The 26022-nt window shown below is 63.1% G+C and carries 27 protein-coding genes, 1 tRNA gene, 1 other RNA gene and 1 pseudogene; 14 read left to right on the top strand and 16 right to left on the bottom strand.

Annotation, left to right across the window (positions count from 1 at the left end; genetic code table 11):
- Positions 1 to 36 precede the first annotated feature (36 nt).
- The 7 genes and pseudogenes from ACSMXN_RS21690 to ACSMXN_RS21660 form a co-directional block, all read right to left on the bottom strand.
- A complete protein-coding gene (locus ACSMXN_RS21690) occupies positions 37 to 1527 on the bottom strand; it encodes a leucyl aminopeptidase (protein ID WP_081649253.1) in 1491 nt (496 codons plus the stop codon).
- A gap of 108 nt (positions 1528 to 1635) precedes the next feature.
- Positions 1636 to 2901: a glutaminase A gene (glsA, locus tag ACSMXN_RS21685; protein ID WP_022914544.1), complete on the bottom strand. Its 1266-nt coding sequence runs from the start codon at positions 2899 to 2901 to the stop codon at positions 1636 to 1638.
- Between the two features lie 40 nt (positions 2902 to 2941).
- A pseudogene (locus ACSMXN_RS21680) lies at positions 2942 to 3508 on the bottom strand (SLC13 family permease); the annotation flags it as partial.
- Positions 3474 to 3860 carry a hypothetical protein gene (locus tag ACSMXN_RS21675; RefSeq protein WP_027139740.1) on the bottom strand — a complete coding sequence of 129 codons (387 nt, stop codon included), beginning with the start codon at positions 3858 to 3860 and terminating at the stop codon, positions 3474 to 3476. The pseudogene ACSMXN_RS21680 and the gene ACSMXN_RS21675, both read right to left, overlap by 35 nt.
- On the bottom strand, positions 3847 to 4305 hold the full coding sequence (locus ACSMXN_RS21670; protein WP_027139739.1) for an SLC13 family permease: 459 nt from the start codon (positions 4303 to 4305) through the stop codon (positions 3847 to 3849). Before ACSMXN_RS21670 ends, ACSMXN_RS21675 begins: the two co-directional genes overlap by 14 nt.
- 146 nt (positions 4306 to 4451) lie before the next feature.
- Positions 4452 to 5330: an LLM class F420-dependent oxidoreductase gene (locus tag ACSMXN_RS21665; RefSeq protein WP_027139738.1), complete on the bottom strand. Its 879-nt coding sequence runs from the start codon at positions 5328 to 5330 to the stop codon at positions 4452 to 4454.
- Positions 5331 to 5482: 152 nt separating this feature from the next.
- Complete coding sequence (locus ACSMXN_RS21660) at positions 5483 to 5992, bottom strand: hypothetical protein (RefSeq protein WP_022914542.1); 510 nt, start codon at positions 5990 to 5992, stop codon at positions 5483 to 5485.
- A 355-nt stretch (positions 5993 to 6347) separates the two neighbouring features.
- Between ACSMXN_RS21660 and ACSMXN_RS21655 the strand changes: the two genes are divergently transcribed.
- Positions 6348 to 7244 carry a VOC family protein gene (locus ACSMXN_RS21655; protein ID WP_022914541.1) on the top strand — a complete coding sequence of 299 codons (897 nt, stop codon included), beginning with the start codon at positions 6348 to 6350 and terminating at the stop codon, positions 7242 to 7244.
- An 88-nt stretch (positions 7245 to 7332) separates the two neighbouring features.
- A complete protein-coding gene (locus ACSMXN_RS21650; RefSeq protein ID WP_022914540.1) occupies positions 7333 to 8244 on the top strand; it encodes an alpha/beta fold hydrolase in 912 nt (303 codons plus the stop codon).
- Between the two features lie 11 nt (positions 8245 to 8255).
- On the opposite strand, the gene ACSMXN_RS21645 is transcribed toward ACSMXN_RS21650, so the two are convergent.
- From ACSMXN_RS21645 to ACSMXN_RS21625, 5 genes are all read right to left on the bottom strand, one after another.
- Positions 8256 to 9143, bottom strand: a complete 888-nt coding sequence (locus ACSMXN_RS21645; protein WP_022914539.1) for a hypothetical protein — start codon at positions 9141 to 9143, stop codon at positions 8256 to 8258.
- Positions 9144 to 9274: 131 nt separating this feature from the next.
- The gene (locus ACSMXN_RS21640) at positions 9275 to 10528 is read right to left on the bottom strand and encodes an ATP-binding cassette domain-containing protein (RefSeq protein WP_022914538.1); all 1254 of its coding nucleotides are present in this window, start codon (positions 10526 to 10528) and stop codon (positions 9275 to 9277) included.
- 15 nt (positions 10529 to 10543) lie between these two features.
- Complete coding sequence (locus ACSMXN_RS21635; RefSeq protein ID WP_155958475.1) at positions 10544 to 11389, bottom strand: carbohydrate ABC transporter permease; 846 nt, start codon at positions 11387 to 11389, stop codon at positions 10544 to 10546.
- A 2-nt stretch (positions 11390 to 11391) separates the two neighbouring features.
- A complete protein-coding gene (locus ACSMXN_RS21630; protein WP_022914536.1) occupies positions 11392 to 12360 on the bottom strand; it encodes a carbohydrate ABC transporter permease in 969 nt (322 codons plus the stop codon).
- Positions 12357 to 13673 carry an extracellular solute-binding protein gene (locus ACSMXN_RS21625; protein ID WP_022914535.1) on the bottom strand — a complete coding sequence of 439 codons (1317 nt, stop codon included), beginning with the start codon at positions 13671 to 13673 and terminating at the stop codon, positions 12357 to 12359. The genes ACSMXN_RS21630 and ACSMXN_RS21625 overlap by 4 nt, the downstream gene beginning before the upstream one ends.
- Before the next feature lie 533 nt (positions 13674 to 14206).
- Here ACSMXN_RS21625 and ACSMXN_RS21620 point away from each other — a divergent pair.
- A complete protein-coding gene (locus ACSMXN_RS21620; RefSeq protein WP_022914534.1) occupies positions 14207 to 14545 on the top strand; it encodes a histone-like nucleoid-structuring protein Lsr2 in 339 nt (112 codons plus the stop codon).
- 248 nt (positions 14546 to 14793) lie between these two features.
- Here ACSMXN_RS21620 and ACSMXN_RS21615 read toward each other — a convergent pair whose 3' ends face one another.
- Positions 14794 to 15249 (bottom strand): hypothetical protein, encoded by a 456-nt coding sequence (locus ACSMXN_RS21615; protein ID WP_155958474.1) that lies wholly within the window; start codon positions 15247 to 15249, stop codon positions 14794 to 14796.
- Positions 15250 to 15387: 138 nt separating this feature from the next.
- Positions 15388 to 15475, bottom strand: a tRNA-Ser gene (locus ACSMXN_RS21610).
- 135 nt (positions 15476 to 15610) lie between these two features.
- On the opposite strand from ACSMXN_RS21610, the gene ACSMXN_RS21605 reads away from it, so the two are divergent.
- The 5 genes from ACSMXN_RS21605 to ffs all read left to right on the top strand — a co-directional run bounded on the left by ACSMXN_RS21605 (position 15611) and on the right by ffs (position 19171).
- Positions 15611 to 16561: a DUF1206 domain-containing protein gene (locus tag ACSMXN_RS21605; RefSeq protein ID WP_022914531.1), complete on the top strand. Its 951-nt coding sequence runs from the start codon at positions 15611 to 15613 to the stop codon at positions 16559 to 16561.
- Positions 16558 to 17238, top strand: a complete 681-nt coding sequence (locus tag ACSMXN_RS21600) for a phosphatase PAP2 family protein (protein WP_196811373.1) — start codon at positions 16558 to 16560, stop codon at positions 17236 to 17238. Before ACSMXN_RS21605 ends, ACSMXN_RS21600 begins: the two co-directional genes overlap by 4 nt.
- Positions 17239 to 17247: 9 nt before the next feature.
- On the top strand, positions 17248 to 18135 hold the full coding sequence (locus ACSMXN_RS21595) for a diacylglycerol kinase family protein (protein ID WP_022914529.1): 888 nt from the start codon (positions 17248 to 17250) through the stop codon (positions 18133 to 18135).
- Between the two features lie 73 nt (positions 18136 to 18208).
- Positions 18209 to 19027, top strand: coding sequence for a phosphatase PAP2 family protein (locus ACSMXN_RS21590; protein ID WP_022914528.1), 819 nt, complete (start codon positions 18209 to 18211; stop codon positions 19025 to 19027).
- A 47-nt stretch (positions 19028 to 19074) separates the two neighbouring features.
- Positions 19075 to 19171: signal recognition particle sRNA small type (ffs, locus tag ACSMXN_RS21585), an RNA gene on the top strand.
- Position 19172: 1 nt separating this feature from the next.
- Here the strand turns inward: ffs and ACSMXN_RS21580 are convergent.
- On the bottom strand, positions 19173 to 19589 hold the full coding sequence (locus ACSMXN_RS21580; protein ID WP_022914527.1) for a hypothetical protein: 417 nt from the start codon (positions 19587 to 19589) through the stop codon (positions 19173 to 19175).
- Between the two features lie 155 nt (positions 19590 to 19744).
- Here ACSMXN_RS21580 and ACSMXN_RS21575 point away from each other — a divergent pair, with 155 nt between their 5' ends.
- From ACSMXN_RS21575 to ACSMXN_RS21555, 5 genes are all read left to right on the top strand, one after another.
- Positions 19745 to 20503, top strand: a complete 759-nt coding sequence (locus ACSMXN_RS21575; RefSeq protein WP_022914526.1) for an FCD domain-containing protein — start codon at positions 19745 to 19747, stop codon at positions 20501 to 20503.
- On the top strand, positions 20500 to 21891 hold the full coding sequence (locus ACSMXN_RS21570) for a glutamine synthetase family protein (protein WP_022914525.1): 1392 nt from the start codon (positions 20500 to 20502) through the stop codon (positions 21889 to 21891). Before ACSMXN_RS21575 ends, ACSMXN_RS21570 begins: the two co-directional genes overlap by 4 nt.
- A gap of 87 nt (positions 21892 to 21978) precedes the next feature.
- Positions 21979 to 23361 carry an aldehyde dehydrogenase family protein gene (locus tag ACSMXN_RS21565; protein ID WP_022914524.1) on the top strand — a complete coding sequence of 461 codons (1383 nt, stop codon included), beginning with the start codon at positions 21979 to 21981 and terminating at the stop codon, positions 23359 to 23361.
- 20 nt (positions 23362 to 23381) lie between these two features.
- Positions 23382 to 24149, top strand: coding sequence for a 3-oxoacyl-ACP reductase (locus ACSMXN_RS21560; protein ID WP_022914523.1), 768 nt, complete (start codon positions 23382 to 23384; stop codon positions 24147 to 24149).
- A gap of 20 nt (positions 24150 to 24169) precedes the next feature.
- Positions 24170 to 24928, top strand: a complete 759-nt coding sequence (locus ACSMXN_RS21555; protein ID WP_022914522.1) for a gamma-glutamyl-gamma-aminobutyrate hydrolase family protein — start codon at positions 24170 to 24172, stop codon at positions 24926 to 24928.
- On the opposite strand, the gene ACSMXN_RS21550 is transcribed toward ACSMXN_RS21555, so the two are convergent.
- Positions 24902 to 25363, bottom strand: coding sequence for a 2-oxo-4-hydroxy-4-carboxy-5-ureidoimidazoline decarboxylase (locus tag ACSMXN_RS21550; protein ID WP_022914521.1), 462 nt, complete (start codon positions 25361 to 25363; stop codon positions 24902 to 24904). The genes ACSMXN_RS21555 and ACSMXN_RS21550 overlap by 27 nt on opposite strands.
- 170 nt (positions 25364 to 25533) lie before the next feature.
- On the opposite strand from ACSMXN_RS21550, the gene ACSMXN_RS21545 reads away from it, so the two are divergent.
- Positions 25534 to 25959 carry a cupin domain-containing protein gene (locus ACSMXN_RS21545; protein ID WP_455407637.1) on the top strand — a complete coding sequence of 142 codons (426 nt, stop codon included), beginning with the start codon at positions 25534 to 25536 and terminating at the stop codon, positions 25957 to 25959.
- Positions 25960 to 26022: the final 63 nt, after the last annotated feature.

The following is a 26022-nucleotide window of genomic DNA, read 5'->3' as shown; positions in this document are numbered from 1 at the left end:
TTCCGTGCTGAAGTCTCAGGGCCCGCGGTGAACAGCTCAGCTGGCTACGGCGACGAAGTTCATGGCCAGGTCGATGAGAAGTCGCGTACCACTACCGGTTGCGCCCTGATTCACCCAGCCGTACGGGAAATCGGCCTGTGCAGTGCCGGCGATGTCGATGTGAGCCCACGGCCGGTCTCCGACGAACTCGGCCAGGAAGAGCGCTGCGGTGATCGTGCCGGCGTTGATACCGCCCATGTTGCTGAGGTCGGCAACCGGCGAATCCAGTTGGTTTCGATATCGATAGGTCAGTGGTAGCTGCCACACCGGCTCGTCGGTGATCTCCGCTGAGATCTTGAGCTGATCTACCAACGCTTGATTGTTGCCCAGCACACCGGCGATCTCGGTCCCGAAGGTACGAAGGCAGGCGCCGGTCAAGGTGGCGATGTCAACAATCGCATCGGTGGGCTCTTCGGCCGCCAGTACAAGGGCATCAGCCATCACCAGCCGTCCCTCGGCATCGGTATTCAAGACCTCAACCGTGCGACCCCCGCGCATCGTGATGACATCGCCCAGTTTCAATGCGCTGCCGGAGGGCATGTTGTCGGTACACATGAGGTAGCCGGTGACCGCGACCCGGCAGTTGAGCGCGTCCAGTGTCGTCATAGCCGCCAGGACGGCCGCGGCGCCAGTCATATCGTTTTTCATCGTGGCGTGCACGGCATCGCTCGGTTTGAGGCTGATGCCGCCCGAGTCATACATGATTCCCTTGCCCACGAGCGTGAGGTGGCCCGAAGGGTTCTCCGGCCGATAGCGCAGCCGTACCATCCGGGGCTCGTCGGCGCTGCCGCGATTGACCCCAAGCAAGCCGCCGCAACCGAGTTCGAGCAGCGCTGCCCGGTCGAAAACCTCCACCTCGAGTCCGCTGGTTCCTGCAACCTCGACAGCCGTGTCGGCCAACACCGCAGCCGTCAGAAGGCTACCGGGGGAGTTCGCCAGGTCGCGGCACAACCTGGTTGCGTCCGCGACGACGTGACCTCGGGTTGCCCCTGCCTGCACCAGGGCCGAGGACTGATCATCTGTGAGCAACTGCAATTCCGAAACCTCGGCCGGCGGCTCGCTGTGGCCGCGAAGGTTGAAGCTGTAGCGGCTGAGCAGAACGCCTTCGACGATCGCGGCGGCGGCCTCGTTGGGCGAACCGTTGGCAAGGGTCGGAACCGTAAAGGCAAGCCGAGTGTCCTCGGGGACTGCGCTGGCGAAGGCCGCAGCGGCGTTTCGCAGCGCGGCGGTGTCGAACTGCGCGCGGGAGCCCACACCAACGGCAACCGTGCAAGCTCCGTCAGATCTTGGAATGCACAGTGCCTGCCCGACCAGGCCGCGGAACCCAGACCGTTGCAGGGCTTGACGATCGGCGCCCAATTCGGCCGGCACGTCGTGGTCGGTATCGACGGCTATTGCGAAGGCATCGACGTCACCCCGCTCGGTTGACACCATTACGGTTGCCCGCCGACGCAAAGACGGGGTTGGATCACTCGGTACGGCAGGCATCTGTTTTGCCTCCATGCAGCTACCCGGTGCGGGTTGGTCGTTGAAAAGCTGTCATGGGCCAAATGGGGCTGTCATCATTCGAACCGGGTGAGGCGATCTTCAGACCAGCTAAACGTCGAGGCACCAACTGACGGCGTCGGACCGCTGTTCGAACCGTCGGACTTCGGCCAGCTCTGGTAACGCATCCCCGACGGCGGCAACCAGTACGCCTTGCTCCGTCAGCGCGGCGATGGCGGCGGCCAGCAGGCGCACTGCGACGGGCCAAGCGTGGGTTACCGAACTCAGGTCCAACACCAGCGCGCGTACCTGCGGCGGTGTCAGCCCTAGGAGCTCGATGAGCACGACCTCGGCTGCTGCGAAGTCGAGTTCGCCCTGCAGCGCACGGATAACAACAGCGGATGTGACCTCAGTGCGAAGCGAGACCACCGGCGAAGTCAGCCCGGGATGGCGGGTGAGATCCAGTTCGAAGGTCTCGCTGATGCGCTGCACTGCGCGCACCCCGCGGACGCTGTTGCCACGCTCGTCCACCAGCGGGCTGTACAGGCCGATCCCGAATTGGGCTGGGCTCGCGGCGATTAGACCGCCCGAGACCCCACTCTTCGCCGGCACGCCTGCCCGTACCAGCCATTCACCGGAATAGTCATACATACCGCAGGTGGCCATCACCGTCAGAGTCAGCCCGGCCTCACGCTCGCCGATCACTCGTTCGCCAGTGCGGGGATTCACGCCGCCGTTGGCGAGCGTGGCGGCCATGACCGCGATGTCGACGGTCGTGACCAGAACGGAGCACTGCCTGAAATAGGTGTTCACAGCCTCGTCCACTTCGGCCGTCAGTGACCCCGCTGCGCGCATCAGATATGCCAGCGCCCGATTGCGATCACCGGTTCTGCGTTCAGAGGCGTAGGTATCCTCATCGACTTCCAACTCGCGCCCGGCAAAGGCCGAAAGGCCGGCATGGATGTGGTCGAAACGCTTGGCCGGGTCGTCGGTTCCGACTAGTGAGGTGCCGACTAGTGAGGTGGCGACGATGGCGCCCGCATTGATCATCGGATTTGCCGGCCGGCCCGCAGGGTCGATGCTGATCGCGTTGAACGCCTCGCCGCTGGGCTCGGCACCGACCTGCATGAGGATCCGGTCCAAGCCGTGTTCAGCGAGCGCGAGTGCATAGACGAAGGGCTTCGAGACGGACTGGATGGTGAAGGGCTCATACGCATCGCCGGCGGCGTAAACCTGACCGCCCAGACTTACGACCGCCAGGCCAAATCGGGACGGGTCGGCAAGCGACAGCTGCGGGATGTAGTCAGCCAGTGAACCTTCGTCACAGCCGGCCAGCTCGCCATGAATCGCTTGCAGCGCGGCAGTGATCGGGTCCATGACGCTCCTCAGACGCAGACGTCAGCTTCGAACGTAGACATCAGAACGGGAAGAAAACCGGCACCAGCAGCGTAGCCACCGCCAGAAACAACAGCATCATCGGCAACCCGAGCTTCCAGTAGTCGCTGAAGCGGTAGCCGCCCGGTTCCATCACCATCATGTTGGCAGGTGTCGCGACCGGCGTCAGGAACGCCGCGGCAGCAGCGACATTGACGGCCATCAGCAGCGGCCGCGCCGAGACCCCCGAATCCGCAGCGGCGGAAATCGCAATCGGAATCACGATCAACGCGGTCGCGGTGTTGCTGATCAGCTGGCCCAACACACCAGTCAGCACACAGAGCCCGAGCAACAGCAAATGCGGACTACCCCCGCCAACCACGTCGACGAGCAACTTCGCGAGCTTGTCTGCTGCCCCGGTCTCGCGCATCGCGGTCGAGAGCGGAATGATGCCGCCGATCAGAATCACCGTCGTCCACGAGATACCCATTGGAACAACCTGGCGTCGGACGAGCTCTGGCGAATCGACCACGAGCACATCGGGATCACCGAGATTGTCGGCAAAGGCCTGCCAGCTACCTTCTAGTAGCAAGGTGTCGCCGGTTACGAGGGGGAATCACGACCTCTGCGACACCTCCCTCACCGGTGAACAGCGATGAGGCTTCGTCCTGATGCCAGCCGTCGAGTTCGTTGGCGCGTGCTAGCCGCCCGACCTCGGCGGAGTCGCCATAGACAACCACAGCGTCGTCGACGGCTAACACGTCCTGGTGCACGTAACCGCCGGTCCCGTCCGGCCGGACACCGAGCACCCGCATCTGTGGGTAGCCGCTGAGGTCGACGTCGGCAGGTGCCATGCCGACCCAGGGCGAAGTAGGCCGTATCCGAAGCTGAAACGTGCGTTCCTGGCGCAGGTACTGCTCGACAAGCGCCTGCGCGTGGTCGCTGAAATCAGGTGTCAGCACTCGCGGTTTGCGCTCGGGCAACAGGCGGTTGCCGAAGAAGTAGACAATCACGATCGTTGCGAGCACTAGCGGCTCGCCGAACGACCACCGGCATCAACGCCGCGACCGAACCATTCGGCGTGATGAACGCGGTCAGCACCGCTACCAGGACGAGGGTCGCGACCAGAAGTCGCCGTGGATCGCTGCTGCCTCGCGCCACGAGTTCCCGACCGATCCAGGCCACCACACCACCGGCGTCCAACCCCTCGCTCACCACGAACAGCGCCGCGATGAACACCACCGTCGGGTCGCCGAACCCGGAGATTGCGGCGTTGAGGTTGATGACCCCGGCGCCATAGAGCGCGAGGCCGGAGCCGAGCGCGACGAGCTCTACGGGGAAGCGGTTCCAGATGAACAACACCACCACGAGTCCCAGGACGAGAAAGGTGATGGCGATGTTGCTCACGCACGGACGATGGCCGTTACGTCGTTTGGGTGCATCATCCTCAAGGCATGGGCGTCACCGAGTCGACCGATGCGTCGTCCATCGCTGCTGTTTTGCTCTGCTGTTCGGGCTGCCGCTGCCGCCGCCGCTGTGGACTCGGCCGACGGCTACGGGGCAGCGGCGTCGATTACCCCGATTTCGGCGGCGATCAGTGCAAGGACATCCAGGTGGTCGTCCACAGTGTCGAGTCCGGCGCCCATCGTGTTGACCGACAGGTGAGTGGCGCCGACGCTCTTCCAGCGATCGGTCTGGTCGATCAGTTTGCTGAGGTCGCCCCGCCAGTTCACCCTGCCTTCCATGCCCAGCCCGCTGGGGTCCCGGCCGGCCTCAACCGCTGCCCCCTCGACGACGCCGCGTGCCTCGTCCAACTTCGGGCCTGGCTGTACTTGAGGGAACCAGCCATCGCCGAGCCGACCAGCCCGCCGAAGGGCCGGGGCCGACTGTGCGCCGAACCACACCGGGATCGGACGCTGAATCGGAAGCGGTGCTATTCCGGCCCCGGTGACCCGCTCGTCCGCGCCTTCGAAGGTCACGCTCTGTTCGGTCCACAAACGGCGCATCAGCTCCACCTGCTCGTTCGCGCGCCGACCGCGGGTGCCGAAGTCTTTTCCGAGCGCCTCGTATTCGACCGCGTTCCAACCGAGCCCAACGCCCAGTCGAAAATGGCCGCCGGTTAGCAGGTCCACCTCGGCGGCCTGTTTGGCGACGAGTGCGGTCTGGCGCTGGCCGAGAATGATGATGCCGGTGACCAACTCGAGCGAGGTCAGCGCCGCCAGATAGCCGAACAGCACCAGCGGTTCATGGAAGGTCGTGCGAACGTCGTACGGGCCGTCCCATCCTCGGTGGACCTCCGGATCAGCCCCGACGACGTGGTCATAGGCGAGCAAGTGACGGTAGCCGAGCTGTTCGACCCGCTCGCCGTAGGCGCGCACCGCCGCCACATCCGGCCCGATCTCGGTTTGGGGAAAGACGACACCGATCTGCATGAGTGCCAACACTAGGCGATGCCTACTACAAGACGACCACTACAGGGCCCACTACAAGACGACTACTACAGGACGAACGAGTCCGGGCACTGACCTCCTCATGAGGTCAGTGCCCGGGGCGTCAGCGTGCAGCGTCGTCAGGACAAGATCGTTCAGTTGATAACGCCTGCGGTCTCCGTGGTCTGGGCGGCGGTCTCGTTCGGGGTGTTCGCACCCAGAGCCTGGGCCCGGCGCCAGATGATTTCGGCCTGTACACCGACCATGACACCGATCATCAGGAGAATCTCGCCCATCCCACCGCTGTAGGAGATGTGCTCGAAGTAGGCGAAGGTGCCCAGCAGGAATTTGAAGGCGATCAAGGCCAGGAAGATTCCGACTGTGAAGGCTGTACCGCGGGAGAAGACGCGACCGGTTGCATCGAGCCACATCCGGCTGTGCCGGCCGCGGATGAGTCCAACCGCGAGGCTTGCGAGCAAGCTCACCGCGAGCAGGACGAGCGAGGCGGGCGTGTGCGCCACGTGAACACCGAGCACGATGCCGACGACGACGTAGATCGCGGCAAGCTTGAACCGGTTGTGCCCGGTGATTTCGTGGGTGCGAGTCTGCTTGTAGACGGCGTAGCCGGTAAGGGCGAGGATGGCGATCAGTTCGTAGACGGACATCGGGTGCGGCTTTCTCTCGGGGCTTCATCTGATGTCGCTAACTCTCGTCCCGAACTCCGCCGTCACCTGTCCGCCGATAGCCCCAACGACAGGGTGATCTCGGTGTCCCCCAATCGGTGGACGGCGCAAGCCTGGCCTGCGTGAGGGCACGACTGTGACGTCGCGACATTTCCAACGTGTGAACCTGGTCGCTTGGAGCAGGAGATGCTTCCGCGCAGGCCGCCTCGTCGGCATACTGCAGAACGAGGACGCTGACGAGAATTGGCAACTTTCGGTCTGAAACGCGCATCGACAACGATGCGCAGATGGCGCCCTTCAACGACCATGATCATGCTCGTACAGAAGGGAAAAATCGATGCCGTTCAAGATTGGCCGGTTGTTCCACATCATTCACGTTTCCGAGGATCTCGCACCCTTGGATGCCTGGTATGACGATGTCTTCGCTCCCCGCCGCGGAATCATGGACGGTGGGTACTCCGAGATCGAGAAGCGAGATGCCTCGCTGATCGTGATCGGTGACGCAATCATCGAGCCGATGGCCGCCAGCAAGGTTGAGGGCGCTGAGCTCATGCCGGTTGGACGCTTCTTCAACAGGTTCGGCCGACACTGGCATTCACTCGCTTGGTACGTCGACGACGTGGGTCCGCTCTGGGAGAGCATGCAGGCACAAAACATTCGGGTTGTAACCGACGGTGGTGTGCCACTGCCGACCCGGCCCACCGACGGCTCGCTCTTCACCCACCCCAGGGACACCCACACCCAGCTCGAGTTCTACCCGCACATCATGCCGGTGGACTACCGGTTCGACCCAGACTTCGACGCCCTCGCCTGGCTGAACCACCCGCTCGGCTTGCGCCGGCTGGCTTACACGACCGTCGTGGTGAAGGATCTCGAGCGAGCAACCGCCGTCTTCACCTCGGGTATCGGCGGCACCAAGATCGGCGAGAACAGCTCAGATCTCACGATGACTCGCAACGTTTATGTCGCCGTGGGCGATGACACCGTGGTCGAGTTGGCCCAGCCATTGGAGGAGAACTCCATCGCCGGACGCGATCTGGCCGCGAACGGGGACATGTGTCATGCCGTCACCTGGCAGGTCACCGATCTCGACCAGACGCGGGAGTATCTCGCCACCAAGAACATCAAGATCCTCGACTCCGATGACACAACCATGCTGGCCGACCCGGCTGATACCTACAACGGCGTCATGCGGTTCACGACCGAATCGATTGCTGGCGATCCCCGGGACTGATACAGCCTGATGGCTGAGCGACGGTGCTGGCGGCGCAACTGAGGCGGACGGCGCGATAGCGCAGGACAGGCGGACGGATGGGAACGGGATGACTTTCGGTTCGGCCGGCCTGACCGCGCACGAGCTTGCCCCGCTGACGGATTCGGTCGAGGTGAGCCAGCACGTCTACTCGACCAGCGACGGCTCGCTGATCGCAACCACTCATTACCTGCCGAGTGGTTCGCCACCTGTCGCGGTGGCCTGGGGGCTGGCCGGCGGTGGCTGCACTCGCGACTTCTGGGACTTCGAAGTCGCGGGTGCTCCCCGTGAGAGCTACAGCGTGGCACGGCATCTCGCGCGGCGCGGCGTCGCCGTGGTGACGGCGGACCACCTCGGGGCAGGTGAGAGCACCCGTCCTGACGACGAGAGTCTGACGACAGCTGATCGGCTGGCCGATCACATGTCCGAAGCGGTTGCCCTGGCCCGCAAGGAGGAGGCTTTCGCTGACCTGCCATTCGTCGGGATGGGACATTCCTTCGGCGCGGGCATGACGATCGTCCAGCAGGATCGAAACCATGATTTCGAGGCGCTGGTGTTACTCGGGTGGAGCAGCACGCAGCTCGCAGTCGTCTATGAGGACGGCTCGATCCGAGCACTTGGCACGCCAGGCCGACGGGCGCGGATCGTCGTAACCAACTTGGGGTTCGACGCCGACCAAGCGCTCATCGATGCGAACATGTCGGTCAAGACCCCGATTGTCCAGCCCGCAACGGGTGACAACAACACTCCCGGCCATCTGGTGGAGGCCTCGCGAAAAGTGCGGGTGCCGGTTTATCTCGGCTATGGGGAATTCGACACTCTGCTCGACGCGCGGGCCGAGGCTGATCTCTATAACGAGGCGCCACACGTGACGACGGCTCTATTGCCGGGTTCGTATCACTTCCACAACCTGCAACCGGGCCGTGAACGAATGTGGGGCGGCATAGTCACGTTCATCCGCGAGCAGGTCGCGGCCGACTGAGCTCGGCTGCTCTAGCCGGCGCCTAACGATTCGCTGCTGTGGTCGGCAATGCGCTGGCATGCGTCGAGCAGCTCGCTTCGGAGGGTTGCGGCGCGCAGCGCAAAGGCCTGTTGGGCGCGCGCATACGCGGCCTTTCCGTCGGTTGTCTCGATGGTAAGCGGCGCGATACCCAGCTCTGCCAGGTCATATGGCGAGGCGCGCATGTCGAGTACCCGGATATCCCGGGCCAGCTCGAAACAGTCTGCGATCAAGTCGCTACTAACCGCCGGGGCAAGCTTGTGAGCCCACTTGTAGAGGTCCATGTTCGCGTGCAGGCAGCCGGGTTGCTCCATGGCTGTCTGTGTTTCTCGTTGCGGCGTAAGTAGATTCAACGGACGGGCGGGCGGGGTGAAGAACCGGTACGCATCGATGTGGGTACATTTCAAATGGTGGGCCTCGACGACTGCATCCGTTCCCGTCGCACCCAGACGCAGCGGCCATTCGGGGTGCCGCCGGTCATCTGATTGCAGCCGGTAGACCATCGCCCACTCGTGCAGGCCGAAGCAGCCGAACTGCGCCGGGCGCTGTTCGGTCTGGTGAAGCAGTTCGGACGCGAACGCGAGTAGCTGGCTCTTGCGGCTGAGAAACGCGTCCGGATCGACGTAGGCCGCCGTGCCGTCGTAGTGGTAGCTCTTCCAGGCGGATCGTTCGCTGGCGCCCTCCAGCCTGATCCCGATGCCGGGGTGCCAGCTGCGCAACTGTGCGGGCCGATAGGAGTAGTAGGTGAACATGAAGTCCTCGACCGGGTGCTTCTTCGCGCGCTGAGCGCGTTCCCGGTGCGAGGCAGTAGCCGCGTCGATGCGAGCGTGATGCGCTTGCTCGGACGCCCGCCACGCGGCCTCAGCCAGTACCTCTGACACCAGTCGAAACTAACATCTCCGACCGCCCACTCCCACCGCGGACAGCACTCGGCGCCGTCCGATATGGTCCGGCGCCGGGTGCTGTCTGCTAGTTACGGTGTGCGAGACGATATTGTGGGGACCTCCTCGGGTCAGGCAGGCGCCGCGACCGGCTTGCTGTTCTCCAGCTGCCGCAGCCGTTCCTGTTCTGATTCTTCCGCGATCTCCTTGGCCTTGGCCTCATCGCGTGTGACGTTGTCGCCGGTTTTCGGATCGAAGATATGCATTGAACCAAGACTGAACCAGAGCTCAGCCTGTTCACCCTGACGCACCTTGCTCGCCCCGTCGAGGTTGGCGACCAACTGGGTACGCATCGCCTCGCCGTCCAGCTCCCGATCGAGGTCTGCCAGCTGCTTCTGAACCTCCGGGTGCGGTTCGAATGGCAGGTAAGCGTACTTTTCGTTGCCCAGCCATTCGGTGACGTCCACCGGTGCGGTGAACGTGACGCCCGTGGAACGCCGGGTCTCCTCGACCAAGTTCACATCTTCAAAGCTCTCCGGACGGATGCCCACGATCGCGAGTTCGCCTTCGGCGAATCGTTCTTTGATCGCGGCAGGTGCGTCAACCTCGACGAAAGGCAATTGAAGTCGGCCGTTGGAGATCGTCGCGGGCAGGAAGTTCATCGGAGGCGAGCCGATGAACCCCGCGACGAAGAGATTGATCGGCTGTTCATAGAGCTCACGCGGGCTCGCTACCTGCTGTAGTACGCCGCGTCGTAACACTGCGACGCGGTCGCCCAGTGTCATCGCCTCGGTCTGGTCATGGGTCACGTAGACGGTGGTGATGGCCAGCCGTCGCTGCAACCTCGAGATCTCGGTCCGCATCTGGCCGCGCAGCTTTGCGTCGAGGTTGGAGAGCGGCTCGTCGAAGAGAAACGCGTTGGCCTGGCGAATGATTGCTCGTCCCATCGCAACCCGCTGGCGTTGGCCACCGGAGAGATTGGCCGGCTTGCGTTGCAGGTGCTCCTGAAGTTCGAGCACATCGGCGACCTCGTTGACCAGCCGGTCCACGTCTTGCTCGCTGTGCTTGTTCTTGTGCAGCCGCAGCGGGAACGCGATGTTCTCGTAGACGGTCAAGTGGGGATATAGCGCGTAGTTCTGAAATACCATGGCGAGGTTTCGATCGCGCGGCGCCTTCTCATTCACTCTCTCACCGGCGATGAGCAGGTCTCCGCTGGTGATGTCCTCCAGGCCGACGATCATGCGCAGCACGGTGGATTTGCCGCTACCTGATGGTCCGACCAGGATGAGCAGTTCGCCTTCGGCGACCGTAAGGTTGACGTCGGTGACGGCGGCGAAGCCGTCGCCGTATTCCTTCGTGATGTGCTTGAGTTCAATAGTTGCCATCGCTGAGCCTGCTCCTTAGCCTTTGACCGCGCCTGCGGTCAACCCGGACACGATTCGTTTCTGGAATACCAACACGAGCAGGACAACCGGAATTGTCACGATGACAGCCGCAGCAGAAATAGCACCGGTTGGTTGAACGAACTGCGACGCACCGGTGAAGTTTGCCAACGCTGCGGGGACGGTCTGCGCCCTACTCGTCGAGGTGAGTGATGACGAATAGACGAAGTCGTTCCACACCGTGAAGAACGTGATGATCGCCGTCGTGAAAACGCCCGGCGCTGCCAGCGGCACGACCACCTTACGGAAGGCTTGCCACGTGGTCGCACCATCTACCTGGGCTGCTTGTTCCATCTCCCACGGGATCTGCCGGAAGAACGCTGACAATGTCCAGATGGCAAGCGGCAGAGTCAGGGACAGATAAGGGATGATCAGCCCTGGCCAGGTGTTGTAGAGGCCGATGTTGCGCCACAAGTTGAACAGCGGCGTCACGATGCTGATCACGGGAAAGACCGCAACTGCGAGCGCGCTGGTCAAGATCAGCTTCTTGCCCGGAAATTCAAGTCGGGCGATCGCGTAGGCGCAGGTTGTCGCAAGCAATACACCTAGGAACGTTGAGATCAGGCAGATCCCGATCGAGTTTCGCAGCGCTGGCACGAACAAGCTGTGGGCCGAGCCGGTGAGTATCAACCGGTAGTTGTGGAAGTCCGGGCTTACCGGAAAGTACTTCCCGTCGGACAGATTCGCGTCCGGTTTCAGCGACAGCGACAGAATCCAGCCGATCGGTAGGAGCGTGTACAGGATGATCGGGATGGATGCGATGCCAAGCCAGGTTTTGGCCTTGCTCGAGATGTCGGCAGCCATGCTCATTCACCTCGCATACTTGAGAGATCGGTTCGGAAGACCTTGATGAAAACAAAGGCGATCAGGGCTACTGCGAGAAACAGCAGGATCGATATCGCCGAGCCGAGGCCGATTTCGCTTCGAGTCAATGTTTGGTTGTAGGCCAGGAATGCAACGGACTCGGTGTTCTGGGAGCCCTTGGTCATGATGTAGATGTTGTCGAAGATCCGGAACGCATCCAGAGACCGGAACAGCAACGCGACCATGATGGCGCCCTTCATGGACGGCAACGTGACCTTGCGAAGCCGTTCCCAGAAGGTCGCTCCGTCTACCTCTGCGGCCTCGGTGAGCTCGCCGGGCACTTGAGCCAGCCCGGCCAGTAGTAGCAGCGACATGAAGGGTGTTGTCTTCCAGATTTCGGAGACGCTGATCGCAATCATCGCTGGGACGTGACTACCGAACCAGTCGTACTGACTGCCGAACCAGCCGAAGGTGAGAAAGTGCAGCCAATGGTTGATAAAACCGGTACTCGGCTGGAATGCGTACTGCCAGCCGAAGGCCGATACCACGGTGATGATCGAGTAGGGAATCAGCACGACCGTCCGCAAGGTCTTGCGTGGTATGACGATCTTGTTCATCACCATTGCCAGCGCCATACCGAGGAAGAACTCGATGACGACGGTAACGACCATCAGGATCACGGTCACCTGAACCGCACTCCACCACAGGCTGTCGGTGAGAATGACCTTGTAGTTCTTCAGGCCGATAAACGAACGACCGTTCGGGTCGGTGAGCCGGTAGTTGTAAAGCGACAGGTAGAGGGCGTCGGCGATGGGATAAGCCGTGACCAGCAGCATGATGATCCAGGCCGGCGCGGCCAGCCGCCAGCCGAGCGCACGCTCGGCGCGCGCCCGATCGGTAAGCGGTGCCTTCGATTTCGGTTTCGGCTCAGTTATGCCGACAGCAGCAGGGACTTCCAGTGTCGAGCTCACAGGAGTTTGTCTCCCTTCAGGACCTGCGTGATGTAGGTGGAGGCCTTGTTCGGCGTGGCGTCATTGACCGAATTCGGCGGGCTGAAGGACTTCTGCAGTGCGGTGGACAGATCCCCGTAGTACTGCGTCTGCGGCCGCGGCGCCGAGGCCTCCAATGATTGACGAATGAGGGCTGCCAAGCCATTCGGATACTGCTTCTGGATAGCTGGATCGTCGAACACGGTCTTGTTCGCCGCAGGGTTGCCTGAATTCAGCATGTACTCGGTCTGCTTGGCTTGACTCGTGATGCATTGAGTGGCCGCAATCGCAGCCGCCTGGTGTTTGCTGTAGGCACCCACCGCTACCTCGATGCCACCGAAGGGCGGCTTGGAGTCTTGCCCGGCTATGGTCTCCGGGTAAGTCGTCCAGCCGATGTCGTTGAGATATGGGGGCTTGGAGACGGTGGTCAGCTGGGAGTAGGTGTAGGGCCAATTCACCAGGAATCCGCTGGTCGACTCGGTCGAGAACAAGTCCAGCGATTGGGTTTCTTCGTTCGTCGACAGGGCGGGGCCCCCGACGCCGGCCTTGGACAGCTGCGCGATGATGGTGGCCGCATCTCTGCCAGCGGGGGTGTCTAGTCCGAGCTTGATGTCGTTGGCCTGGGCACCGGGGTTCTCCACGATCGTCCCACCAGCTCCGGAGATGAGGGCGTTGATCCAGACGGTGTACCCCTCATAGAGGTCTGCCTGCACGCCTACCGTCTTGCCGGCCTTCTTGGCTGCGTTGATGATCTGGTCCCAGGTCACGGGCTTGCTCATGTCCAAGCCCTGGGCCTGCGCGATGGATTTGCGATACCAGAGCAACTGGGTGTTGGCCCAGAACGGCGCCGCGACGAGCTTTCCGTTCCAGGTAGCGGCCTGCACGGCCGGTTCGACAATGTCCTTGGTGAACTGGGCGTCGTCAGCCGTCGGGATCGGCGCCAGGAAGCCCGCCTCGGCAAATTCCGCAACGAACACCGGATCGATGCTCATCAGGTCGATCGAACTGTCCTTTGCGGCGAGTCTGGTGACCAGTTGCTGCCGTTGCTGACTTGCGTCGTTGGGCAATATCTGGGTCGAGATCTTGAATGTGCCGTTGGACTCGGCCGAGCACTCTTTGGCGAGCGTCGCCTGTCCGCCGTTGTCGGGGTTGATATACCAGGTCAGGCTGGCTGTATTGCCACTCGAGCTGCTGCAGGCACTGAGTAGTGCGGTAGCGGCTGCGGCAATCGCCAGAATGGCGGCGCTTTTACGCCTACGCCGCCCTTGTCGCCTGTGCCTTGACTGTTGCCGCATGACCAAATGCCTCCTGCCAGCAGACACGTCTCTGCCGCCAGTCGTCCCAACTGCTGTCTAGTGGGGCATGCCGGGACGTTGCTTCTCACGAAGCGGCGCCTCGGCCCTAGCGGCTCGGTGATCCAGACGTACGCGTGACCCAGTTCACCACCAAGCGCGATCGGTCGCAAGGGTTTCTTGATCATTTCTGCAACGTAACCAAATCGTGAACAACCGGTCGGGTTCGAAGGTGACGAACGCCGGAAGTGAGCCTCGATGGCTATCCGACATATCTGCGTCGGCCGCGCGGACGGGTGTACAGCCGTGCGTTGTCGCCCGGTGCGTCTGGCGCCTGACGGCGGTCCGAATGGCGCCTAGCCGGGGGCACCCCGATTGCAGCTGAGCGAACAGCCTGAGTAGTGAAAAGCAACGACCGAGTACGCATCGCTTCGACGTTGATTTGGATCGGTCTATTCACCATCGGGGGGGCCAACCAATTGGTATGATGTTGGCCGCATCAGCTATTGGCTAAACAAAGTAATTTAAGGGGAACCGTGGCTACCGAAACCGTCACTCGACTCGTCGATGACCTCGATGGGGGTGCAGCCGACCGCACCATCGCGTTTTCCTGGGAGGGTCGAAGTTACGAAATCGATCTGAGCAAGAAGAACATCAGCAGCTTCGAAAAGGTCATCAAGCCTTATGTGGCAGTGGCACGTCCCTCCGGAGCGGACCGACGACCAGCGAGGCGTAACGCGTCTGCTGCCGCACGGGCGGCAAAGAAAGCCAAGCTTCAGGCGATTCGGGATTGGGCTCGGGCGAACGGGCACGATGTCTCCGACCGGGGGCGCATTCCGGCATCAATTTCGGAGGCATTTAAGGCCGCTCAATAGTCAACGGCTCTCCGACAGTAAGCCTGACCGATCAGATAACGAATACGAACCCGGTGCGGATTAGTGCCCAAGTTTGTCGTCGCATTCCCGGCGACCCAACCCGATCGGATGATGCTGCACAAGATATTGCGGCCTGCAAGTCTGGCGCCTGAGATGTATCTGCGTGACGGTCGCAACGCTGCGCACATTCACCCGTGCCTATTGCGTTGAATGGTCATTCTGTCCACGCCAAAGGGTCGCCTAGCGGATTACGCGGCTAGCGGAAGTGAGCCGACCACGAAGTCTTCTGTCACGAGGATGTGCGCGGCCCGGAGCGGAAAGTCCGCTGCCCAGCTCGAATAGCTTTCCTGAATCGAGGAATCAAGTACCGGGCAGCGATGCGGACGGGCCTGTAGGACGGCACTGAGCGCTCTGACAAGTAGCGGGCTTTTGCGCGCAAGGTTGACGTGCGAGGTAAGTAAGGCCCAGGCGGGGCCGTCTCCGTCGTGCACGACGCCAAGTAACCGGGTGTCGTAGCGATACCGCTCCGCATGAGCCATGGGGATTTCGGCCAGCAAGGGGACGACGTCACCCCGCTCTTCGGCGTCGAGGGCGAGTGACACCCGTACGTGCTCGGGTCCGAACTCGGCGGCCAGCGCGCCGCACGTGTACGCGGCTGCCAGCGCCCCGTGCACAGATGAATATTCAAAGGTCAGTGTGGTCAAGGTGTCCGCCTCCTGCCAGCGTCCAGGTGATGCTGAGGACCAGTGAAGCTGGCAGGTGTGACGGCGGTATGACGCAGGAGTGACAAGCATGCAATTTGATCATCGGAGCTCGACGATCGATGTCCGAAATATTACATTTGGCGGAGGATAGGGGATTCGAACCCCTGAGGGGTTTCCCCCAACACGCTTTCCAAGCGTGCGCACTAGGCCACTATGCGAATCCTCCGTCGAAGAGAATACGGGCTCGGGTGGATTGAGCTGAACCGCGGGTCGGCCGAGCCGCACGCTCGGTGCGGCTGATAGGCGTGTCATCGCGCCGCAAGTCTGTTTTACTCTGGCAGACCACTGGGGGAGGACGTTCATGAGTGCCCGAGGCTCGGCTGCACGGGATTCGGCCCAACGGGATTCAACCCAACGGGATTCAACCCAGCAGGACTCGACCCAGCAGGATTCAACCCAGCCGGATTCAACCCAGCAGGATTCAACCCAGCAGGATTCGGATCCAAGTTCGCTGGAGGAATCGGCACGCGAAGTTGCGCAGAGCGACGGGGTCAAGGGCCTGGGACGCCTCGGCCTGGCCTCGCGGGCCACGATCTACCTCTTGATCGGTGTTTTCGCGCTGCTGCTGGCGCTCGGCCAACGCCCCCCAGAGGCGGATCAGCGCGGCGCTATGCAGGAGGTCGCCAGGCACACCGGCGGCTTCGTCCTGCTCTTCGTGCTCGGCGTGGGGCTGGCGGGCTACGCCGTCTGGCGGTTCACCGAGGCAGCCGTCGGCGTGAAGGGTGAGCCGAACAAGGTCCTGCCCCGATTGCAATCGTTCTCGAGGGGTTGCATCTACGCCTTCTTCGCTGTGACCGCGTTCAACGTTCTCGCCCATTCGCGAGTCGAGAGTCAGGCCACCCAGCAGCAATTGCTTACCGCACGGGTCCTGCAACACCCGGCCGGGCGATGGCTGGTGGGACTCGCCGGAGTCGTGGTCATCGTCATCGGGGCGGTGCTGGTCGTCGAGGGCGTACAGCGAAAGTTCAAGAAGTATTTCGCGCTGTCTGATTTGCGGCCGCCGGCTCGTCGAGTGGTGTGGATCTTGGGTACCGTCGGGACGACGGCGCGCGGATTGGTCTTTGCGCTGACGGGCTTTCTCGTCGTCAAAGCCGCCTGGGACTACGACCCCCAGCAGGCCCGCGGCCTGGACGGGGCGCTGCGCAAGCTGGCCGATTCGCCATACGGGCATTGGTGGGTCGGCGCTGCGGCCGCCGGACTGATCGCTTTCGGCCTGTATGGGTACTGCGAGGCAAGGTGGCGGCGAGTGTGAGCGCGCTCGCGGAAAAGCGGCAGCCGACCGTCGGCGTTGAACTCAGGACGTCCGTCCCGAAACTGGCGGCGGCAGCCATCGCAATCTGGCTTGTCCTTTTTGCAGTGGGGCATCTGCTCACTCATGGCTGGCAGGACTCGGCGGTCGTGCGCTGGGACCAGTCGGTGGATCGTAGCTTCGCGGGCCACCGCAACCCCACCTTGAACACCATCACCCACTACCTGACGTTCGGCGCCGAGACTGCCACGGTCATCACTGCTGGCGTCGTGATCTTCATCTTGCTGAGGGTGATTCTCAAACGCTGGCGAGAATCGATCTTTCTCGCGGTGACCCTGATTGGTGAGGTGACGATCTTCGTCAGCACCACCCTCGTGGTTGACCGCGCCAGGCCCACCGTTGCGCATCTCGACAGCGCCCCGCCTACGTCGAGCTTTCCGTCCGGTCATACCGCCGCGGCAGTCACCTTGTACGCCTCGGTTGCGGTCATTGCCTTCAGCGTTGGCGCCTGGGCCTGGCTTCGGTGGACCCTGCTCGCGCTGGCCATCCTGATGCCGGTCGGCGTGACCCTTTCCCGGCTGTACCGCGGCATGCATTATCCGACCGATGTGCTGGCCGCTGCCCTGTTCGCCCTCTGCTGGTTGCTGATCACCCGCGCCGTCATCCTTCGAAACCGCTGAGGGCTCTCAGTGAACAGCATCGCGGTGGTCTTCAATCCCACGAAGGTTGACGAGTTGGGGGCCCTGAAATCTGCGATCGCCGAGAGGTCGATCGCCGCCGGTCACGGCGAGCCGCTCTGGCTGGAGACGACCAGCGTCGATCCGGGCGCTGGAATGGTGGCCAGTGCACTGGCGGACGGTGCCGAACTAATCGTGTGTTGCGGTGGCGATGGCACCGTAGCGGCCTGCGCGGGCGCGCTGGCCGAGGCGCGGTCGACAGTCGCACTCGCGATCGTGCCAATGGGTACCGGCAACCTGCTCGCTCGCAACCTCGCTCTGCCCTTGAACCTCACCCCCGCGCTCGACGTGGCGTTCGGCGCCGGCCGGACCGAGCTGGATGTTCTCAAAGCTGGAGACCGAAGTTTCGTCGTCATGGCGGGACTAGGTTTCGACGCCGCGCTGATCCGCGACACCAGCGATGGCCTGAAGGCCAAGATCGGTTGGCTGGCCTATCTCGGCGGGTTGGTGCGCGCGACACGCTCGCCCCGGGTGTGGTTCGAACTCAGGGTGGACGAGCAACCCGTTCTGCGGCGCAGGGCTGTCGGTGTGCTGATCGGAAACGTCGGACGGGTACAGGGCGATGTCGCGATTCTGCCCGACGCCAAGCCCGACGACGGCCTGGCTGACGTGCTCGTGCTGCGCCCTCGTCGTCTTCGAGATTGGCCCGTCCTGCTCTGGCGATTGCTGCGCGGGTCACCCGACTCGGGCGAACAGGCCGATATTGTTCGTGGCGTACACGTTTCAGTGCGCGCAGACCGAGACGTTCCGGTCGAGTACGACGGTGACTTCGCAGGCACTGTTCGGCAGATGGACGTTCAGGTACTTCCCGGCGCCGTCCTGCTGTGCGTCCCTGAGTGATCGCCCGCTCAGCCTGCGTGCAACAGCGGGGCTGGGGAGGCGGTTCGCGCTCGAGCGGTGTACATGTGGGCAGATGACCGAAGACTTGCCCGCCGGGCACGCCGAGCCTGTTCAGCCGCAGGCCGCTCGCCGATTCGGTCGCGGGGTAGCGCTCGCGTTCGTGGTGGCGCTGGTCGCCGCTGTCCTGTTCGCGGCACTGGCCGCCCTGGTCGCGACAGCGTCTGCCCCCGTGCTCCGCCTCGATCGCAATACAGCAAATGACTTTCACAATTTCGCGATCTCCCACCCTGGCTGGACGGACGCGATGAAGGTGATCAGCTTCATCGGGTCCCCGTTGGCATGGTGGGTGATTCTCGGCGCCAGCTTCGGTTGGCTGTTGTACCGCCGGCTGTGGTGGCTGGCGATGTTCGTAGCCGTTGGGGGCATCGGAAGTTCTCTACTCAACGGACTCATCAAGTCGCTCGTCGATCGAACCCGACCGGTATTGCACGATCCGGTTGCCATGGCCGCCGGCAAGTCCTTCCCGAGCGGTCATGCCCAGGCCGCGATTGTGGGTTACGGCATTCTGCTCATGGTGTTCCTGCCGGTGCTCTCCAAGGCCTGGCGCCCGCGTGCGGTGGTTCTCGCGGCCGTCATGGTGCTTGCGATCGGCTTCTCGCGAATCGCACTCGGAGTGCACTACTTCTCCGATGTCATCGGCGCTTATCTGATCGGAACCGTCTGGCTGATCGGTTTGATCGGAGCATTTCGCAATGCATTTCAGCCAAGTCGTCCGACATCGGGCGGTTTGACCGCGGGGCTGGCAGCTGAGCTAGGCGATGGCGCTCGCGGCCTGGGGCAGGGGCTGGAACACGGTCTCGAACCTGAACAGCGGCGGCGGCTGGGGCAGTGACCTCACTGCCGTGACCGCGGCACCGTCCCGCCTCCCGTAGACTCTTCGCAGACCCCTCGCGTGGCGCTCAACCTGTGAACCTCCCCAGGGCCGGAAGGCAGCAAGGATAAGCAGGCTCTGGCGGGTACGCGGGGGGTCCCTGCGTTCAGCTGACTGAGTCGGCCGTTCGTTTCGCCGGCGGCTCGCCACCGAAACGAAGTAGCACCGAGTCTTTGGTGCACAAGAAGCGGTACGAGACGTCCCGCGGAACGAGCACGCCTTCATCAGGCGCCAGCTCTGCGATCAGCCGATCGTCCTCGCCGTGAAACGTGACCGCGCCCTCGAGCACCAGCCAAATTCCGTCAGTGTCGTGAGAGTGCAGACCGTTCTCGCCGCCTCCCTCGCGAAACCGCCGTAGGTAGACGCCCAGATTTTCCGTTCTAGCCAACGCAACTGCCTTCGTCGTCGGATCAACGTCGGCGCCGGAGAAGACCTGGAAAGGATCTTTGAGGGACGTCATCGTGGTTAGTGGTAAGTCCCACGCAACTCGATCCGGAATGCGTCCGTAGTTCTTCTCGGTCATGTGCACACGTTAGCAATCGCGCGCTACGTTCGGTACTTCTCCTTTCGGAGCAGCTATTGGTATGAAATCGAACCATTGACTCGATGATTGACGAGAAATAGACTCACGCAATCCAGAGGTGCTTGACCGTAAAGGTTCCGAGCGGAGACTTATAGATGACCGAAGCCCAGCTGCGGGGCCAGCGCCTCCCGGATGCGGTGCTTCGGCCACCCAGCGACACGAACGCCTTCGAGTCCACAGTCGAGCGATTGGCGGCCGCTATTCGGTTGGGCGTCTTCACCGCCGGCGAGCAGTTGCCCGCCGAGCGCGACCTGGCTCTTCGCCTCGGTGTGAGCCGGGTGAACCTACGAGAGGCCATCGCGGCGCTTCGCGACGCAGAGATGGTGCAGACGCGGCGCGGTCGCGGCGGCGGAACCGTGGTCACGTACGCCGGGCTCGACACGAACGATGCGGCATCGGAGCGAGGCGCCGAGCACGCGGCGTTCTTGAAATACCGCGGTCCGCGGCTTCGTGACGGGCTCGATTTTCGCCGCGTTGTCGAACCCGGCGCCGCCTATCTGGCCGCGACCCGCGACCTGTCGGCAGATCAGCGGGCGTGGCTGGTCGCTTCTGAGGCCGAAGTCGTCGACGCTGCGCTCGGCGGCCCGCACCGGATCGCGGATTCACGGCTGCATCTGGCCATCGCCACCCTCAGCGGGTCGGCGATGCTCATCGAAGCGGTAACCCGCGCCCAAGCTGTCTTGCACGATCTGCTTGCCGCTATTCCGGTGTTGCCGCGAAACATCGCCCATTCCCATGAGCAGCATCGGGCCATCGTCGCCGCCGTCTTGGCTGGTGACGCCGTCGCCGCTCGAGCCGCAATGGAAGAACATTGCGACGCAACCTCGGCACTGCTCAGAGGACTACTCGGATGACCCTCAACCCCGGGAGCGACATGACCCTGTACACAGAGGAACAACTGCGAATCGATATCGGCGAAGGTCAGATCGATACTGTCCTGGTCGCGTTCACGGACATGCAAGGTCGGCTGCAGGGCAAGCGGATTCACGCCCAGTTCTTTGTCGATTCGGTGTTGGAGCACGGTACTGAGGGTTGTAACTATCTGCTTGCCGTCGACGTGGACATGAACACCGTCGGCGGTTACGCGATCTCGTCGTGGGAGACCGGCTACGGCGACTTCATGTTCGACCTGGACCTGAGCACCCTGCGCCGCCTGAGTTGGCAACCTGGTACGGCGCTGATCCAGTGTGACCTCTCGTGGCTGGACGGTCGCGGGCCGGTGCGTCCGGCACCGCGGCAGGTGTTGGCGGCGGTGACCGAGCACGCCCGCGAGCTCGGGTACGAGGCACTCGCCGGCACCGAGCTTGAATTCATCCTGTTCGACGATACCTATGAGGCGGCGTGGGATTCGGGCTACCGGAAGCTGACTCCCGCGAACAGGTACAACGTCGACTACTCGGTGCTGGGCGGTACCAAGGTCGAACCGTTGCTGCGCGATATTCGCAATCACATGTACACCGCAGGCCTCACCGTTGAATCCGCGAAGGGCGAGTGCAACTTCGGCCAGCACGAGATCGCGTTCAAATATGACGAGGTAATGCGGACCGCGGACAATCACTCGGTCTACAAGACCGGCGCGAAGGAGATCGCGGCTTCGCATGGCAAAGCCCTGACGTTCATGGCCAAATACGACCAGCGCGAAGGCAATTCCTGCCATATCCACATGAGCTTGCGCGGTACCGACGGGACGATCGTGTTCGACGATGGGAGTGGCGACTCGGGCATCGCCGGTGGTACCCGGACCTTCGATCACTTCGCCGCCGGGATCCTGTTGACGATGCGTGAGTTCACCCTGCTCTACGCGCCAAATATCAATTCGTACAAGAGATTCCAGCCCGGCTCGTTCGCTCCGACCTCGGTGGCCTGGGGTCACGACAACCGCACCTGCGCGATGCGGATGGTCGGTCATGGCCCGGGTTTACGGCTGGAGAACCGGGTCCCTGGGGGTGATGTGAACCCCTACCTGGCGATGGCCGGCATGCTGGCCAGCGGGTTGCATGGCATCGAAGAGCGCCTCGAACTCGAACCGGCCTTCGAGGGCAACGCCTACGCCAGCGACAAGCCGCGGGTCCCGACCACGCTGCGCGAAGCTCGGGATCTGTTCGCAGCATCGGCGCTGGCGGAGCAATTCTTCGGCCGGGATGTGGTCGATCATTATGTCAATTATGCGGATGTAGAGCTCGCCGCCTTTGACGCCGCGGTCACCGACTGGGAACGCTATCGCGGCTTCGAAAGGCTCTAAACATCAACAGCCAGCGAATCGTGTAACGCTCGGCATCGATGTGATGCCGACCGTTACACGATTCGGTAGCAGGGGACGGAGATTGGGTTGCTACAACTAACGGGTGGCGGGCAGTACGACGTCATCAATCCCGCAACGGAGGCGATAGAGACACGCGTCGGCCTCGCCTCGGAGGTTGATACCGATACCGCGATCGCTCAGGCCGCAAAAGCCTTTGAGACCTGGCGAACGGTGGCACCCGCCGATCGTGGACGGTTGCTCAGGCGGTTCGCCGACGTGATCGATGCCAACCTCAGCGAACTGGCCGGTCTTGAAGTCCGAAACTCGGGCCACACGATCGCAAACGCGCGCTGGGAGGCCGGCAACGTCCGCGACGTTGTGAACTACTACTCAGCCGCCCCTGAACGGCTGACGGGTCGTCAGATCCCGGTCGCGGGCGGAATCGACGTCACGTTCAAAGAGCCGCTCGGCGTAGTCGGGGTGATCGTGCCCTGGAACTTTCCAATGCCCATTGCCGGCTGGGGTTTCGCGCCGGCATTGGCCGCCGGCAACACGGTGGTGCTCAAACCGGCCGAGCTGACCCCGCTGACTGCGATCAGGCTCGGCGAGCTGGCTATCGAGGCCGGTTTGCCCGAAGGCGTCTTCACGGTGATACCAGGCAAGGGCTCCGTCGTCGGAAACCGGTTTGTCACGCATCCAGCGGTACGCAAGGTCTGTTTTACCGGTTCGACGCCGGTAGGGCAGCAGATAATGCGGGGAGCTGCCGACCAGATCAAGCGGATAACCCTCGAGCTCGGCGGCAAGAGTGCCAACATCGTTTTCGCCGATAGCGACCTCGAGAAGGCGGCAGCGACGGCGCCGTACGGGGTGTTCGACAACGCTGGCCAGGACTGCTGTGCCCGCAGCAGGATTCTGGTCGAGTCGAGTGTGTACGACCGATTCCTGTCTCTGCTGGAGCCAGCGGTACTGGGCGTCAAGGTGAGCGCTCCGGAACTGGACGATGCCGAAATGGGCCCGCTGATCTCGGCGAAGCAGCGGGACACGGTTTCATCATATGTCGAAGGCGATTCTGTCGACGTCGCCATTCGTGGCAGTGCCCCGAGAGGTTCAGGGTTCTGGTACCCGCCGACGGTCGTGTTGCCGAAGTCGACGCAGGATCGAGTATGGCGCGAAGAGGTATTCGGACCCGTCGTATCGGTGCTGCCCTTCACCGACGAGGCAGATGCCATCGCCAAGGCCAATGACACCGAGTACGGACTGTCCGGATCGATCTGGACAAGAGATCTCGGCCGCGCGCTGCGGGTGAGCCGCGGCGTGGAAGCCGGAAACCTAAGCGTCAACTCGCACTCGTCCGTTCGGTATTCGACGCCGTTCGGTGGTTTCAAACAGTCGGGCATCGGCAGGGAACTGGGCCCGGATGCACTCGATTCATTCACCGACACCAAGAACGTCTTCTATGCCAACGACTGAGGAAACCGAGGGATATTTCGATGGGAACACGGTTACAGAACAAGGTCGCGGTCATCACCGGCGGTTGCAGCGGTATTGGTCTGGCGACGGCCCGGCGGTTCGCCGAAGAGGGCGCTCGGGTCGTCATCGGCGATATCGACAAGGCCAACGGTGAGCGACTCGCTGACGAGCTCGACGGCGGCTTCGTGGAGGTCGACGTCACCGACAAGGCACAGGTCGATGCCATGTTCGCCACCACCAAGAACCTCTATGGCGGTATCGACATCGCCTTCAACAACGCTGGTATCTCTCCGCCGGACGATGATTCGATTCTGACCACCGAGCTGGACGCCTGGCGACGCGTGCAAGAGGTGAATCTGACGTCGGTCTACTTGTGTTGCAAGGCGGTTCTGCCGTACATGCTCGAACAAGGTAGCGGGTCGATCATCAATACCGCGTCGTTCGTGGCCGTAATGGGAGCGGCCACGTCGCAGATTTCCTACACCGCCTCCAAGGGCGGGGTGCTTGCACTCTCACGGGAGCTTGGCGTGCAGTTCGCCCGCGATGGCATCCGGGTGAACGCCTTGTGCCCCGGACCGGTGAATACCCCACTCCTGCAGGAGTTGTTCGCCAAGGACCCGGAGCGAGCCGCTCGCCGGCTGGTGCATATTCCGGCCGGACGGTTCGCCGAGCCGGACGAGATCGCGAACGCCGTTCTCTTTTTGGCGTCGGACGAATCAAGCTTCATCACGGCATCGCAGTTTCTGGTCGACGGCGGGATCTCCGGCGCCTACGTGACTCCGCTCTGAGGAAGAGGAACCGGACAGCCATGCCAACGCGCCCGATCATCGGCATCACGGGTTACCTTGAGCCGGCGTCCTGGGGCGCCTGGACCGACGTCCCGGCTGCTTTGATCCCCCATGCCTACGTGGCGAAGGTCGAGGCCGCGGGTGGAATCGCGCTGATGATTCCGCCCCGTTTGGACGCCGACCCAGCCTGGGCATCCGCCGTTTTGGGCCGGCTGGATGGGCTGGTTCTGGCTGGCGGGGTCGACGTTGAGCCCGGCCGCTATGGCCAATCGGCGCACCCGGCGGTACAAGCGGCGAGACGTGATCGCGATGCCGCGGAGTTGTCGTTGGCCAGCGTCTCGGCCGAAATCGACCTGCCGGTGCTTGGAATCTGTCGCGGTATGCAGGTGATGGCCGTCGCCGCCGGCGGCACCCTGGAGCAGCATCTGCCCGATCGGGTCGGGCACAACCGGCACTCGCCCGCGCCTGCCACCTACGGCGAACACGGTGTTCGCATCGATCCGGCGAGCCAGCTGGCCTCGATTCTCGGCACTTCCATCGATGTTCCGAGCTACCACCATCAAGGCGTCGCTACCTATCCCACCTACGTCGCCAGCGCGTGGGAGAAAGGCGACGCGACGGTCGAAGCCCTGGAGGATCCCAAAGCGCGATTCCGGTTAGCTGTGCAATGGCACCCCGAGGTCTCGGCGGACAAGCGAACCTATCTGTTGTTCGAGGCGCTCGTAGAGGCGAGCAGGCAAGCGGCGGGTCGCTCAGCGGAAGGCGCTGGCGAGCCGTAGCCGGACGAGCTTGGCGAGTTCGGCACGGACGACTTCCCGCTCGGCGACGGGATCGTTTCGCAGTCGGGACCGCAAGGCGACCATGACCTGGGCCTCAGTGAGCCCGGCGGAACAGATGACAAAGGCGTAGCCGAACCGATCGCGGTAGGCGCCCATGCTGAGCATGCCCACGGCAGCTCGAGATTCGGCGCCGTACGGGTGTTCGGCTGAGTGCTCGGGGAGGGCTTCGAGCAAGTCGGGCCACGGTAGAGCGGCCAGTACCCCGTCCGATGCTGAACTCAGCCGGCTGAGGCTGGCGTAGGGGCGATTCTTGACCAGCCGCGAAACCCATCGCCTGCTGGCGCAGCAAGGTACGAGTTCGGCGGCGGCATCGGCCGGCGGCGCAGCGTCGAACTCGCCCACGTCGATCGGGCCACCCGCGTTCGCTGTCGTCACCTCGGCTCACTCTCCCTGTCCGGACTCGCCATCGCCATCGCCGCCATCGCCATCGCCTCGGCATCGCCCTCGCACAGCGTGTCCTGGTGCGCCACGCTAGCGCGATCTCGTCGGGCATGTCAGACGCTGGGCGTGTTTGGATAGGCACAGTCGAGCTGGAGGTTTCCGCCGTGAGCGTCGGTGAAGAACTGTTCATATCCGATCCCGAAGCGCTCGGCATGCAGTCGCATCCCGAAGGCGGCTGGTACCGCGAGACCTGGCGCCACCCGACAACGGTGACCACAGCCCGTGGCCAACGACCGTTGGCGACCTGTGTGGCCTTCTTGCTACTGCCCGGCGAACGTTCGGCCTGGCACCGGGTGGCCTCGGACGAGCTCTGGCTGTGGCAAGGCGGCGGCCCAGTGCTGCTGACGGTCGGAGGTCATGACGATGCGCCGATCCCCGGGTTCTCCTGCGAGCTCGGGGTCGGCGGTCAATACCTCGTGCGCCCCGACGAGTGGCAGACCGCCGAGCCGGCCGCCGATCGGGCGACGCTTGTGGCGTGTGTGGTGTCTCCCGGCTTCGATTTCGCCGACTTCACCCTGGCGGCCCACTGACCAGACCCTGGCGGCCCACTGACCAGCTGTCTCAACCGGCTGTCGTAGTACTCGACTAACCTG

This window comes from Parajatrophihabitans canadensis (assembly GCF_053764775.1).
This window is presented reverse-complemented; position numbering and strand designations above follow the sequence as displayed.

Bases quoted from the DNA above. Each gene is read 5' to 3' on its own strand.
- ACSMXN_RS21690 (WP_081649253.1), bottom strand. From the start codon at position 1,527: ATGCCTGCCGTACCGAGTGATCCAACCCCGTCTTTGCGTCGGCGGGCA.
- glsA (WP_022914544.1), bottom strand. From the start codon at position 2,901: ATGGACCCGATCACTGCCGCGCTGCAAGCGATTCATGGCGAGCTGGCC.
- ACSMXN_RS21665 (WP_027139738.1), bottom strand. From the start codon at position 5,330: ATGCAGATCGGTGTCGTCTTTCCCCAAACCGAGATCGGGCCGGATGTG.
- ACSMXN_RS21660 (WP_022914542.1), bottom strand. From the start codon at position 5,992: ATGTCCGTCTACGAACTGATCGCCATCCTCGCCCTTACCGGCTACGCC.
- ACSMXN_RS21655 (WP_022914541.1), top strand. From the start codon at position 6,348: ATGCCGTTCAAGATTGGCCGGTTGTTCCACATCATTCACGTTTCCGAG.
- ACSMXN_RS21650 (WP_022914540.1), top strand. From the start codon at position 7,333: ATGACTTTCGGTTCGGCCGGCCTGACCGCGCACGAGCTTGCCCCGCTG.
- ACSMXN_RS21640 (WP_022914538.1), bottom strand. From the start codon at position 10,528: ATGGCAACTATTGAACTCAAGCACATCACGAAGGAATACGGCGACGGC.
- ACSMXN_RS21635 (WP_155958475.1), bottom strand. From the start codon at position 11,389: ATGGCTGCCGACATCTCGAGCAAGGCCAAAACCTGGCTTGGCATCGCA.
- ACSMXN_RS21625 (WP_022914535.1), bottom strand. From the start codon at position 13,673: ATGCGGCAACAGTCAAGGCACAGGCGACAAGGGCGGCGTAGGCGTAAA.
- ACSMXN_RS21605 (WP_022914531.1), top strand. From the start codon at position 15,611: ATGAGTGCCCGAGGCTCGGCTGCACGGGATTCGGCCCAACGGGATTCA.
- ACSMXN_RS21590 (WP_022914528.1), top strand. From the start codon at position 18,209: ATGACCGAAGACTTGCCCGCCGGGCACGCCGAGCCTGTTCAGCCGCAG.
- ACSMXN_RS21580 (WP_022914527.1), bottom strand. From the start codon at position 19,589: ATGACCGAGAAGAACTACGGACGCATTCCGGATCGAGTTGCGTGGGAC.
- ACSMXN_RS21575 (WP_022914526.1), top strand. From the start codon at position 19,745: ATGACCGAAGCCCAGCTGCGGGGCCAGCGCCTCCCGGATGCGGTGCTT.
- ACSMXN_RS21570 (WP_022914525.1), top strand. From the start codon at position 20,500: ATGACCCTCAACCCCGGGAGCGACATGACCCTGTACACAGAGGAACAA.
- ACSMXN_RS21560 (WP_022914523.1), top strand. From the start codon at position 23,382: ATGGGAACACGGTTACAGAACAAGGTCGCGGTCATCACCGGCGGTTGC.
- ACSMXN_RS21555 (WP_022914522.1), top strand. From the start codon at position 24,170: ATGCCAACGCGCCCGATCATCGGCATCACGGGTTACCTTGAGCCGGCG.